Here is a 13,404-nt window from a genome sequence, read left to right on the forward strand (position 1 = left end):
AGAAAAAAACATGAGTTCTTTTGTGCATTTGCACGTTCACAGTGAATATAGTTTGCTGGACGGCGCTGCGCGTATACCGGATCTCGTGAATAAGGCCGCGGATCTCGGAATGACTACGCTGGCATTGACCGACCACGGTGTAATGTATGGCGCCATCCCTTTCTATAAAGCCTGCGTTGAGCGGGGGATAAAGCCGATCATTGGATGTGAGGCTTATATGACCGCCGGGTCTCGCAAAGAGCGGGGAAGCCGCAAGGATCAGCCGATCCATCATCTGATTTTACTGGCCAAAAATATGACGGGTTATCGCAATCTGATGAAACTATGCTCCATCGGACATTTGGAAGGCTTCCATTACAAGCCGCGTATTGATATGGAAAGTCTGGCCGCCCATCATGAGGGGATCATTTGTCTAAGTGCTTGTCTGGGAGGAGAAGTTCCCCAGCATCTTCTGCATGGACGAGAAGAAGAGGCAAAGCGTGCGGCGCTCCGTTACAAAAACATTTTTGGTGCCGATTTCTATCTGGAGCTGCAGGATCATGGGCTATCTGAACAAAAAAGAGTCAACCCCCAGCTGATTCGTCTGGCAGCAGAGCTTGATATTCCATTGGTGGCTACCAATGATGCGCACTATCTGTCGGAAGAGGACGCCGAGCTTCAGGATGTGTTGATCTGTATCGGAACAGGAAAAACGGTAGATGATGAGACTCGACTGCGCATCGGAACCAATCAGCTTTATCTCAAGAGTGAACAAGAAATGGCGCGTTTGTTCCCCCATGTGCCTGAGGCGTTGGAGAATACGGTTCGAATCGCGGAGTCGTGTGAGTTGCAGCTGGAATTCGGCAAATCGATTTTGCCGGAGTACAGACCGCTTCCAGAAGGAAAAAGCCCTTCTGCCTATCTGCGTCAGTTGTGCGAAGAGGGAATGGAGAAGCGATATACTGAAACATCGCGTTGGACGGACACGGAACTCAGAGCCGAACTTGAACAACGGCTGGATTATGAGCTCCGGGTTATAGACAGTATGGGATTCTCGGATTATTTCCTGATCGTATGGGATTTTATCGCTTATTCTCACAGGCAGGGAATTGTCACCGGACCGGGCCGTGGCTCCTCGGCAGGTAGTCTGGTTGCCTATACTTTGCGTATTACAGACGTTGATCCGATGAAATATAACCTGCTCTTCGAGCGGTTTCTGAATCCGGAACGGATATCCATGCCGGATATTGATATCGACTTCAGTGATGAACGGCGGGATGAAGTCATTGAATATGTTGCGAAAAAATACGGCAAAGCCCATGTCGCCCAAATTATCACTTTTGGTACGATGGCTGCCCGTGCAGCCGTTCGGGACGTCGGACGTGCACTAAATGTGCCTTACGGCGAGGTGGACAAGGCAGCGAAGCTGATTCCTGCACAGCTCGGCATTAACATTCAGCGGGCCATGGAAGGCACACCTGAACTGAAAGCTCTATATGAGACCAAGCCCAAAACACGTGAATTGCTCGATATGGCGATGAAAGTGGAAGGCATGCCTCGTCATGCCTCCACACATGCGGCGGGGGTCGTCATTTCTCGTGATCCGCTGACGGATGCCGTTCCGCTTCAGGAGGGCAGTGAGGGAACGGCCTTAACGCAGTATTCCATGGAAAACCTGGAGTCCATTGGACTGCTCAAAATGGACTTCCTTGGTCTGCGCACTCTTTCAATTATTGAACGCTGTCTGCGCTGGATTGGTGAAGATGGCGAGATTCCGGATTTCCGTCATATTGCGGACGACGATGCACTCACGTATGAGATGCTTGGTCGAGGTGACACGATGGGCATATTCCAGTTGGAATCCGCAGGGGTGCGTCGAGTCCTGAAGGAGCTGAAGCCAAGTGTATTCGAAGATATTATTTCTGTACTGGCCTTGTATCGTCCAGGCCCGATGGAATTCATATCCAAATACATTCAGGGTAAACATGGACAGATCGAAGTGGAATACCCCCATGCAGATCTGGAGTCCATCCTTAAGGATACGTATGGCATCATTGTATATCAGGAACAAATTATGCAGATTGCTTCCCGGATGGCGGGCTTCTCTCTCGGTGAAGCGGATTTGCTCCGCAGAGCGGTTTCCAAGAAGAAGCGGGAAGTACTGGATCTCGAACGAGGACATTTTGTTCAGGGCAGTCTCAAGCAAGGATACAGCGAAGCGGAGGCAGATCTGGTCTATGATATGATCGTCAAGTTTGCTAATTATGGTTTCCCTCGTGCCCATGCCGCGGCGTATGGGGTGCTGGCTTTCCAGACGGCTTATCTGAAGGCACATTATCCTGTTCATTTTATGGCCTCCATGTTAACAGCCGTTATGGGCAGTCACCGCAAAGTGGCAGAGTACGTTGTGGAATGTCGGCGTATGGACATTAATGTACTTCCGCCGGATGTGAATGAAAGTGGCATTCTGTTTACACCTGTGCTTGCATCATCCAGCAGCACAAAAGCTGGGAAAGCAGCGGAAACCCAACATATAGGGGAAGAACATGGTGAGGACGGAACAGCAAGTCCGATTATGGAACATGCTGTACCTGAGGATGATCATTATTCGGGACATGCGGAATACGGTGAAGCACCTTTGCCGGATGATCCGGGTCCCACACCAGACGAAGACGGTGGTGCATATGGGTGGCAGGCAGAGACGACTATGCCAGAGCATTCCGAGGGTCGAACTGGTTCGGGCGTGGTGACGGTTTCTACAGCAGAACATCTACAGGGGAGTCGGGAAGAGAATTCCTCGCACGCTGAACAGCGTGGATTGTCTGCTGTACATGATCAAGATGGATCGCCGGATCACAATTTGGATGCAGATAAAGCAACCGGGGCAATACGATTCGGTCTAGCTGCGGTGAAAAATGTAGGTACCCAGGCGATGGAGAGTATCATGATTGTACGGCAGGAAAGACCGTTCGACAGTTTGCTCGATTTTTGTCGACGTGTCGATTTGCGTGTATGTAACAAACGTGTGATTGAATCGCTTATTCAGGCGGGAGCCTTTGACACATTACCCGGACACCGTGCCCAGTTACTGGCGATGTTGGATGAGACCGTAGAAGCGGCTTTGAAATGGCGCAAGGAACGTGAGGATCTGCAAATTCAATTGTTTGATTTTGTCGAGACGCCAAACTGGGAGATTGAATATCCCGAAATCCCGCCTTATTCCGGGAGTCAGCAGCTGGAGCTGGAGCGTGAGCTGTTAGGTTTGTATCTATCTGGTCACCCATTGGATGACTACGAAGATGTGCTCGAATCCAGCGGCGCAGATCGCATTATGGAGCTGACGGAAGCGGCTGACGATACGATGGCTGTCGCAGCCGGGATGGTTGTGTCTGTGAAGTCGATTACGACGAAGCAGGGCAAGGCAATGGCGTTCATGGAGCTGGAAGACCAGATCGAACGCTGTGAAGTGGTTCTCTTTCCCGAAGTATGGCGGAGCAGCCAGCAGTATGTCGGGAAAGGTGAACTGCTCGTCGTGCGTGCCAAGGTGCAGCAGCAGGACGAAGGGTTTAAGCTGCTGGCTGAGGAAGTGGCGCCGTTGTCACCGGCGGCACTGGAACAGCAGCTGCGCAGCCGCGAACGGCGCGGTAAGCCCGGCAGCGGCAGCAAATCGCGCCCGGCGGCTTCGCCACGGCAGGCGGCCGGCGCGGGGGCCGGAGCGCAGCGCAGCAGCGCAGGCGTGAATGCTGGAGCTGCGCGCAGCAGCGGAAGCCAGGGGTCGGCAGCCCATGCCAATGGGGCCGCTTCCGTGGCTCCCCGGCCCGCTGAGGCCGCTGGCGGCACGGAGCAGAGCCGTGGCCCGCGGGTTGTAGAGCAACGAGTGTTCGTGAAGATCACCCCGCAGGCGGAGAAGCCAGAGCTTCTGGCCCGACTCAAGCAGCTGCTTCAGCAGCATTCGGGTCCGGTGGCGACGGTGCTCTTCTATGAGCAGCAGCAGAAGCTGCTCGCATTGAGTGATGCCTATCGCATTAAACCTTCGCCCTCTTTGTTCTCAGAAATGGAACAGATGCTGGGCGAGGGTACGGTCAAAATTAAATAAATGGCTGTCCGGTAGTAATAGTTCTCTCGCCTCAAAGCGCTAACGAACCTACGGCCCCTTAAAGTACGGATGATCGTGGAATACAAAGTTTAACGAACTTCAGCGGTGTTATTCCGGTATAAAACCTGCGGCGCGACCTATAGAATGGCGAAATAACATCTCTGTGATTCGTTAAAACTCAGACATATGGAAATTGGAGCTGATAGCGTGCGTTTTGCGTTCGATTCGTTAGATTCGGACAAGGCTAAAAAGGTGTCTCTCACGATGTTCATGACTTGGAGACACCCTCATATTCCATATGATAAAACCTGTTCGGCCATCTGCCGAGCAGGTTTTTTATATTTGTTTTACCAAAAATATCAGGTATACAGGCGAAGGCGATATGGAACGCAAGAATGTAATATGTGATGCTTTTTACATTATTTACAGTGTAAGCAGACTGCCAAAGCGAATGCGCATTCTGCATTTTTTTATGAACATTTTGGGAGGCTGCCGCATACACTTGAGAACACCGAAGGACCTGGGGGTCCTCGGGGGAGCGATGCGGGAGGTCGAGATATGTCATATGAAATCGTAGAAGCCATGCTGGCCCGGCGAGGTGTACAGATTGATGCAATCGCGGAAATTGTATATCGTCTGCAAAAAGGGTACCACCCGGAACTGACTATGGATGACTGTGTCACCAGTGTAAAATCAGTACTGCAGAAACGAGAGGTGCAATATACGCTGTACACAGGTATAGCTCTTGATGAGCTTGCTGAGAAACGCCTTTTGCCACAACCTTTGCAGGCGATTATGGAGGCGGATGAATCCCTGTATGGAGTGGACGAGACTCTTGCTCTTGGCATTACCCACGTGTATGGTATGATCGGTTTAACCAGTTTTGGTTATCTGGATAAAGAAAAGATTGGTGTCATTCATGACCTGAATGAAGCAGGACCGGCTATACATGTATTTCTGGACGACCTGGTTGCCGGGCTAGCCGCAGCCGCTTCTGCCCGAATTGCTCACAAAAATATTAAAGCCAAGAAATATCCATCGGATATCTGATTTCCTTTATTTGTGTTTTCCTTCATTTGTGTATTTGCTGTCTTTTGTTTGTTCAGTTGAAGGTCGTCCAGGGCGGCTAATACTGCCCTGGGGCGCCTGAAATTCTTTTTTGAAAAGGAAAGACCTAGGAACATTGCATCAACCATATCGGTTATCCTCACGGGACAAATGTCCCTCTAGTTCTCGTTTTCTCCCCAAAGGTCCCGAACCCTTCCTTGCAGAAAAAAAGTGAGGTATGTTATCATTAGTCCAATATACGGGCTCTGAACATTAGCTTAGGGGGCGGACATGGCATGTGGACGGTGATTTACATTGCACCGACAGCAAAGGTTGCGGACAAGATCAAGACCAAGCTTTCGGAAGAAGGTTTTCTGGTACAGACCCGTCCCATCAGTTTATCCAAGCAGCAATTTGAGATTCGCGTCCCTTCAGGGGAATTGGAAGAGGTTCAGGAAGTGCTGAATTCGATTCTGCATTCCTGATTCATTCGATATCAGACGTGCCTTGGCAGATGAAGAAGTACCAATGGTACATAAGGGACTGACCGCGCAAGCGGAAAGAGGAATCGACTTGCATGTATTGTATGCTGCTGTCCTTCCTTCTTTTTTTGTTAGGACAAGGACCGCCAGATTGCTTCCAGAGACCCTACCAAGACAGATTCAAACATCAGCGCAACAATCTTTCGGTTATTGCAGGTAACATCAATCGTGCTGACAGAAGCCGCTGATCCTTGCCTTATACCGGCGGATTTTTTTGTTGTGAATGCTGGACAAGGCCCATGGCAGCGTATGGGTCGTAAGCGGTTTACCGCATCGCGCGGATGAAGTTGCTACTGGCAACGGACTGCAAGTTGCGGACATCAAATCAACGGCTGGAGAGGTGTAGTTGTGTTCAAAGATATATTCCAGAAAAAACGGAAGTACGCCACCATACCTTCCGAGCGTGCGCTTCGTGGCGAAGGTCAGGAAGCTGGAGAACGTCCAAAACGGGAAATACCTGAAGGGCTTATGAACAAGTGCAGCAAATGCGGCACGATTCAATATAGCAAGGAATTGGAAAAGAACCTGAAAGTATGTCCGGCTTGCGGATACCATATGCGTTTGAACGCAATGGAACGTATTGCCATGGTTCTAGATGAGCAAGGGTTTGTAGAGCATGATGCTGATATGATATCGGTTAATCCGCTTGACTTCCCTGGATATAGTAACAAACTGGAGCAACAGCGTCTGAAGTCAGGACTGAAGGAAGCTGTCATTACGGGTGAGGGAACCATAGAAGGTTTGCCTGTGGTTGTTGCTGTCATGAGCTTCGACTTCTTTACAGGCAGTATGGGTTCGGTAGTAGGGGAGAAAATTACCCGTGCGATAGAGCTTGCCACAGAGAAACGCTTGCCTTTGATCATTTTCTCAACTTCCGGGGGTGCCCGGATGCAGGAAAGTATTCTTAGCCTTATGCAAATGGCGAAAACAAGCGCGGCTTTATCCCGTTTGGATGAACAGGGCGGCTTGTATATTTCGGTCATTACTGATCCGACGACAGGCGGAGTTTCAGCCAGTTTTGCGAGCCTTGGTGATATCAATATTGCCGAGCCGGGAGCTGTATTTGGCTTTGCCGGCAGAATCGTCATTGAGCAGACGATCCGTCAGAAACTGCCTGATGATTTCCAGACGGCAGAATTTAATATGCAGCATGGCCAGCTGGACATGGTGGTCCATCGGAAGGAACTTCGAGCCACCCTGGGCAAGCTTCTAGACATGCATAGTGAAAAAGGAGGGGTCTGAATGGCGGGTGAGTTGCCATATGAAGCGCCTCTGGTTGAGATGCGCAAAAAGATCGAAGAGCTCGTACAGTTTGGACAGGAAAAAGGCATCGACTTCACCGACGAAATTGCCCGCCTGGAAGAACGTTATCATAGACTCGAAGAAGAGATTTATTCTGGTATAACGGCTGCACAGAAAATGCATCTGGCGCGGCACCAGCAGCGTCCGACAGCACTGGATCTGATCCAGCTGATATTTACGGATTTCATTGAGCTGCACGGTGACCGCATGTTTGGAGACGATCTGGCGGTTATTGGCGGACTGGCGAAGCTGAACGGACAAACAGTAACGGTCATCGGCCAACAGCGGGGGAAAGATACGAAGGATAATATCGCCCGCTTTTTTGGGAGCGCACATCCGGAAGGATTCCGAAAAGGGCTTCGTCTGATGAAGCAAGCAAACAAATTTGGTCGCCCAATTATTACATTCGTTGATACTAAAGGGGCCTATCCGGGTAATACTGCTGAAGAGAGAGGTCAATCGGAAGCTATTGCCCGTAACCTGCTGGAAATGGCGAAGCTCTCGGTGCCTGTTATTGTAGTGGTCATCGGCGAAGGTGGAAGCGGCGGTGCCCTCGCGCTGGCTGTAGGTAATCGTGTGTTGATGCTGGAGCATGCGATCTACTCTGCGATCTCTCCGAACGGAGCTGCATCCATTCTGTGGAAAGATGCATCCAAGGCGGATCAGGCGGCTGAAGCGATGAAAATTACGGCCAAAGATCTTCTGGAGATGGAGGTCATTGAAGAAATCATTCCCGAACCGCGTGGTGGTGCTCACAAGGATTATGAAGCATCTGCAGCGGCTATTAGTGAGGCATTGGCGCGTCATCTGCATGAGATGAAGAGTTGGAGTGGAGATCAGTTGAAGCAGGATCGGTATGAGAAATTCCGCAAAATTGGATCTATCACGTTCGAACCTGAAGCGCAGATTGAAGCCCCTCAAGTGCCTGTAGAAGTCGATACAGCAGGTAATTTGTCGGGAAATGCTGAATGATGTGACGAATTTCCTATACAAATGAGCAAAAGTATAGTAAATTTAATAGTTGGAAAAAGAAAAAGAGATAAAAAGATAGACCTTTAAAATCGGAGGAAACCCAAAATGCGCAAAACAAAGATTGTATGTACGATTGGTCCATCCAGCGAATCGCTGGAGAACACCAAAAAATTGATTATGGCCGGTATGAATGTGGCCCGTTTGAACTTCTCCCACGGTGATTTCGATGAGCACGGCGGACGGATCATAGCAATTCGCCAAGCATGCGAAGAGCTGAACAAGACAGTAGCGATCCTGCTGGACACCAAAGGACCGGAAATTCGGACAGGTAAACTCGAAGTGGAGCCGATCGAATTGGTTCAAGACGAGTACATCACTTTGACTACAGAAGAAATTCTGGGCACCAAAGAACGTCTTTCCATTACGTATACAGATCTTCCGAGTGATGTTGAACCGGGATCTACAATTCTGATCGACGACGGTCTGATCGGACTGACTGTGGTGGAAGTGCAAGGCACCGAGATCAAATGCCGTATCGTTAACGGCGGTACAATCAAAAGCAAAAAAGGTGTTAACGTTCCGGGCGTTGCCATTTCTCTGCCGGGTATTACCGAAAAAGATGCCAACGATATCGTCTTCGGTATCGAGCAAGGTGTCGATTTCATCGCGGCTTCTTTTGTTCGTAAAGCAAGTGACGTTCTTGAGATTCGTGAATTGCTTGAGAAACACAATGCCGGACATATCCAAATCATCTCCAAAATTGAGAACCAACAAGGTGTGGACAACCTGGATGAAATCCTTGAAGTGTCCGACGGCCTGATGGTTGCTCGTGGAGACCTGGGTGTAGAAATTCCTGCCGAAGAAGTACCATTGGTACAAAAACGCATGATCGAAAAATGTAACGTTGCAGGTAAACCGGTTATCACAGCTACACAAATGCTGGATTCCATGCAGCGCAACCCGCGTCCAACTCGTGCGGAAGCAAGTGACGTAGCCAATGCGATCTTCGACGGTACAGATGCGATCATGTTGTCTGGTGAGACAGCTGCGGGTAAATACCCAGTTGAATCCGTTCTGACAATGTCCCGTATTGCCGAAAAAGCAGAATCCGCTCTGCCTTACCAAGAGCTGTATCTGAAACAACGTGTTGCTCAACAAACAACAGTTACTGAAGCAATCAGCCAATCTGTTGCCCTGTCAGCTCAAGATCTGAACGCTAAAGCGATCATTACTTCGACTGAATCCGGTCATACAGCACGCATGATTTCTAAATATCGTCCAGAATCTCCAATCATTGCGGTGACAACGGAAGACAGAACTTCCCGTCGTCTTTGCTTGGCTTGGGGTGTAACACCAGTCAAAGGAAGACTTGTTGATTCCACTGACGCTTTGTTTGAAAATGCAATTGAAGGCGGCGTGAAATCCGGACTAGTAAAAGAAGGAGACCTGGTTGTCATTACAGCGGGTGTACCTTTGGGTCGTTCCGGTTCCACCAACTTGATCAAAGTAAGCCAAATTCCAAACAACGCATAATTGTTTGGACGAGAAGCAGCAGGAATGAAGCAATGGGGCGTTTGCGTCCCGTTGCTTTTTTTCCATCTTTATGACACTTTACTGCTGCTAAATACGTAAGAAGTGGTATATCGAAGGAGGCCGGTAACATGCAGCAACAAAGCAATGGCGACTGGTACACGGCACGCCTTCGCGTGCGTTATCAAGAAAGTGATCAGATGGGTGTGGTCTATCACGCCAACTATTTGAATTGGTTTGAAATCGGTCGAACCGAGATGATTCGCCAAATGGGGTATACATATCGTAAAATGGAGGAACAGGGGTTACTGCTTCCGGTAACTGGACTGGATGTGAAATATCATAGACCTGCCCGGTATGATGATGACATCATCATTTTCACCCGTATTGCTGCATTTAGCGGTCTGCGACTGAACTATGAGTATGACATAAGGCGCATGAATGCAGATCTCAATGAGCAGATAGGCACCGGGCAACGAGTATGGTCATCGGATGAGTCCCTTCCTGGTGAACGATTGGTTACAGGCTCTACCCAGCATGTATGGGTCAATGGGGACTGGAAGCCAGTCAGGCTGGATAAGGCAGCTTCTGAGCTCTACAGCGCACTTGAGAAAGTGTGGCTTTCAGGAAAGGGGTAATACGTAAATGCGAAGATGGATGTGGGCCTTGCTATTAATCATTCCGGTGATTGAACTGTTTGGTTTTATTCTTATGAGTGACTGGATTGGAGCCGGAAAGACATTGCTTCTCATGATTCTCACGTCCTTGATCGGTATAGCAATGTTGCAGTTTGAAGGACGAAAAGTACTTATCGATGCCAAATCCGAGATGGAGCGCGGTAAGGTGCCCGGAAGAAAAATGGTAGATGGACTTTTTATTTTTGTCGGCGGTTTCTTACTGCTGATTCCGGGCTTCATCACAGATTTGATCGGATTTACACTGTTGTTTCCCATAACACGTTCAGTGTACCGTTTATTCTTCCTAGGATGGCTGGAGAAGAAAATGCGAAACGGCAGTATTAAGTTTTATCGCGGTCCAAAACGATAAGATATACCAGAATTAGTTAAAGAAAGGCACCCACCACCAGATTCAGTCTGATGAGCGGTGCCTTTTTTAATTTTGATTATAAGCGGATGACCTAAAACAGAAATTATGAATTCAACGGACACGCCCGTTAATAATATATGTTCGCAGATCCCGGAAGACGTTCGCTCGATTAAATGCATCAAGGATAACGAGACTGACAGGGCCGATGATCAAACCGAGTACACCGAATAGCTTCAATCCGACAAACATGCCAACCAATGTGGCGAGAGGGTCCAGGCCGACACTGCTGGCAAGAACTTTGGGTTCAATGATTTGGCGGGCAATCAGCACAATGAGATATACAATGCTGATGCCTATCCCCAGATACAGGTCACCATTCATAAGCAGGTATGCCGCCCAGGGAACCATCACCAGGCCAACGCCAAGATAAGGAAGCAGATCCACCAAACCGATAAGCAAAGCGATCGTGAAGGCAGACTTAACCTGTAGCACAAGCAGTCCGATCATGACAAATAATGCGGTGATGGAGATCATGATCAACTGGGCCCGTGCATAACCGAACAGTGCTTTTTTCAGATCAATCCATATGTCGCTAATCGGCTTGCGAATGGAGGAGGGCACCCAGCCTGATACGGTAATGCTATGTCTGTTCCAACTTTTGCTAATAAAGAAAGCTGACAGTAGAACAACAATGAGTACTGCTCCCATATTGGGAAGAGAAGTGAGCAGGTTCAGAATCATGTTGAAAAATCCGGTGACCAGATCCGTTACAGCTGTACCTACCGTTTCGGTTGTTTTGCTAATATTGCTGTTAATGGTCTCCTGATAGTTGGGATTTTCCTTGTAAAATTCATTGATCTGCCCAATTAAATTCTGAATCGTGTCATTCTGGGTCCAGCGGACGAACGTGGCCTTAATCTCATCGACATGAAGGTCGAAGCTCGTCGTGAGTGAAATGACTTCTTTTACCATACGGGTTACAGCTGCGGACAATATGATCACAATGGCCCCGAAATAAATGATTAGTGACAAGGTCACAGCTAGCCAGCGAGGAAATCGGGCCTTGTATTGAAGCAACTTCACCAGAGGGTTCATCGCATAAGCAATAATCCAGGCAATGGCAAAAGGATATAACAGCGGGAATAGCAGGTATATGGCAACGGCAATGAGGATGGTCGCGATAATAACCCATAAGCCGCGCAGCAGGCGTTTCATTATGATTCTGTCCAAGCATCAACTCTCCTTATTCCATTTCAAGCAACCATGAAGGAAGCACAGGAAGCTATCTAGTTAATATAGAGCAAAACCAGTGATTTGAAACGCCAGGATGTCGTCGGTTTAGTTCTTTTCTTTTGCCTAGAGTATGCCTTAAGATCACAAAATATAGCAATAGAAACTTGATTAATAGCATGGTTTTATATAAAAAGAATAAAATGTCAACCTTGTTTTTGTAAAGGTTTTCAAAAATGCTTTATCGGTCTGATAAAGAAGTTTGATGTGCGGATGACCTCGCATCATGTTCACATAAACGACAAAATCCAGTATGATGAGAGAAGGAAATACCGATTGACAGATATGAAAACCGGTATTGAGGTATTTATTAATTTTAAAATGTAAATGGTTACAAAAGAAGGACGAGTGCGTTTGAGGCACGTAGATGACACTCTGGATGGGTTCTTGATTTCGTTTATTAAAGGAGAGATGTAATATGACAGCTACCAAAGGTCTGGAAGGCATCGTTGCAACAACCTCTTCGATCAGCTCCATTGTAGACGGTGTGCTAACATACCGTGGTTACGATATTGACGATCTGGCTGAACATGCAAGCTTTGAAGAAGTTGCCTATTTGCTGTGGTTTGGTAAATTGCCGACTACGGATGAACTGAAATCCCTTCGCAAAAGCCTGAGCGATTACGCGCCGATTCCGAGCGAGTTAATTGCACAAATCCAATTGTATCCGAAAAACATGAGTACTATGGCAGCGCTGCGTTCCGCAGTATCCGCACTGGCTCTGTACGATGAGCAGGCTGACGAGATGACAGCGGAAGCGAATGAGAACAAAGCGGTTAAGCTGCAAGCGCAATTGCCAACTATTGTGGCAGCTATAGCCCGTATCCGTCAGGGCAAAGAACCTGTGGCTCCAAAAGAAGGCGCTTCCATCGCAGAAAACTTTTTATATATGATGACTGGAGAACAACCAGCCGAGACCGCTGTTAAGGCTCTTGACCAGGCACTTGTCCTGCATGCGGATCATGAATTGAATGCTTCTACATTTGCAGCGCGTGTAACTGTAGCTACGCTTTCTGATATCTATTCAGGTGTAACTTCAGCGATTGGCGCATTGAAGGGACCATTGCATGGCGGTGCGAACGAAGCCGTTATGAAAATGCTGATTGAAATTGGTACGCCTGAACGTCTGGAAACGGCTATTCAGGAAAAACTGAACAACCGTGAAAAAATCATGGGCTTTGGACACCGTGTATACAAAAATGGAGACCCACGTGCCAAACATCTGCAAAAGATGTCCAAGGAACTGGGCGAAATGAACAACGATACACGCCTGTATGATATGTCAGTGAAGATCGAAGAACTGGTGACAGGACAAAAAGGCCTGAAGCCAAATGTAGATTTCTATTCCGCTTCCGTATATACCCAACTGGGTATTGAACAGGAATTGTTTACACCGATCTTTGCCATCAGCCGGGTGTCAGGTTGGACTGCTCATATTCTGGAACAGCTTGCGGATAACCGTATTATTCGCCCGCGTGCCGAGTACACAGGCCCAACAGATCAGAAGTACGTTTCGATTGAACTTCGCTAATGCTGTCAAAACCAGTATAATAAACAAGGATGGGGTGAAGGGTTGAAACCTGTCGGCTAAAAACGGGC

11 protein-coding genes are annotated in these 13,404 nt (G+C 48.3%); 10 read left to right on the plus strand and 1 reads right to left on the minus strand.

Features of this window, described 5'->3' with window-relative positions; all coding sequences use genetic code 11:
• The first annotated feature begins 10 nt into the window (after nucleotides 1-10).
• The 9 genes from P5G61_RS06185 to P5G61_RS06225 all read left to right on the plus strand — a co-directional run bounded on the left by P5G61_RS06185 (nucleotide 11) and on the right by P5G61_RS06225 (nucleotide 10,515).
• Nucleotides 11-4,075: a DNA polymerase III subunit alpha gene (locus P5G61_RS06185; RefSeq protein ID WP_301245497.1), complete on the plus strand. Its 4,065-nt coding sequence runs from the start codon at nucleotides 11-13 to the stop codon at nucleotides 4,073-4,075.
• Between the two features lie 558 nt (nucleotides 4,076-4,633).
• The gene (locus P5G61_RS06190; protein WP_024629130.1) at nucleotides 4,634-5,125 is read left to right on the plus strand and encodes a phosphatidylglycerophosphatase A family protein; all 492 of its coding nucleotides are present in this window, start codon (nucleotides 4,634-4,636) and stop codon (nucleotides 5,123-5,125) included.
• Nucleotides 5,126-5,418: 293 nt separating this feature from the next.
• Entirely contained in the window at nucleotides 5,419-5,607 is a 189-nt protein-coding gene (locus tag P5G61_RS06195) for a hypothetical protein (protein ID WP_017689496.1), read from the plus strand.
• A gap of 280 nt (nucleotides 5,608-5,887) precedes the next feature.
• Complete coding sequence (locus P5G61_RS06200; protein ID WP_301245511.1) at nucleotides 5,888-6,010, plus strand: hypothetical protein; 123 nt, start codon at nucleotides 5,888-5,890, stop codon at nucleotides 6,008-6,010.
• 2 nt (nucleotides 6,011-6,012) lie between these two features.
• Complete coding sequence (gene accD / locus P5G61_RS06205; RefSeq protein WP_301245513.1) at nucleotides 6,013-6,906, plus strand: acetyl-CoA carboxylase, carboxyltransferase subunit beta; 894 nt, start codon at nucleotides 6,013-6,015, stop codon at nucleotides 6,904-6,906.
• Entirely contained in the window at nucleotides 6,907-7,938 is a 1,032-nt protein-coding gene (locus P5G61_RS06210) for an acetyl-CoA carboxylase carboxyltransferase subunit alpha (protein WP_301245515.1), read from the plus strand.
• Between the two features lie 105 nt (nucleotides 7,939-8,043).
• Nucleotides 8,044-9,471 carry a pyruvate kinase gene (gene pyk, locus P5G61_RS06215; RefSeq protein WP_301245517.1) on the plus strand — a complete coding sequence of 476 codons (1,428 nt, stop codon included), beginning with the start codon at nucleotides 8,044-8,046 and terminating at the stop codon, nucleotides 9,469-9,471.
• Nucleotides 9,472-9,599: 128 nt separating this feature from the next.
• Nucleotides 9,600-10,106 (plus strand): acyl-CoA thioesterase, encoded by a 507-nt coding sequence (locus P5G61_RS06220; RefSeq protein ID WP_301245519.1) that lies wholly within the window; start codon nucleotides 9,600-9,602, stop codon nucleotides 10,104-10,106.
• A 7-nt stretch (nucleotides 10,107-10,113) separates the two neighbouring features.
• Nucleotides 10,114-10,515: an FxsA family protein gene (locus tag P5G61_RS06225; protein ID WP_301245521.1), complete on the plus strand. Its 402-nt coding sequence runs from the start codon at nucleotides 10,114-10,116 to the stop codon at nucleotides 10,513-10,515.
• Between the two features lie 111 nt (nucleotides 10,516-10,626).
• Here the strand turns inward: P5G61_RS06225 and ytvI are convergent, their stop codons facing one another.
• The gene (gene ytvI / locus P5G61_RS06230; protein ID WP_435874079.1) at nucleotides 10,627-11,730 is read right to left on the minus strand and encodes a sporulation integral membrane protein YtvI; all 1,104 of its coding nucleotides are present in this window, start codon (nucleotides 11,728-11,730) and stop codon (nucleotides 10,627-10,629) included.
• A 493-nt stretch (nucleotides 11,731-12,223) separates the two neighbouring features.
• Here ytvI and citZ point away from each other — a divergent pair, with 493 nt between their 5' ends.
• Nucleotides 12,224-13,336 carry a citrate synthase gene (citZ, locus tag P5G61_RS06235; protein WP_301245525.1) on the plus strand — a complete coding sequence of 371 codons (1,113 nt, stop codon included), beginning with the start codon at nucleotides 12,224-12,226 and terminating at the stop codon, nucleotides 13,334-13,336.
• Nucleotides 13,337-13,404: the final 68 nt, after the last annotated feature.

The organism is Paenibacillus vandeheii, from assembly GCF_030433635.1.
Lineage (GTDB): Bacteria > Bacillota > Bacilli > Paenibacillales > Paenibacillaceae > Paenibacillus > Paenibacillus vandeheii.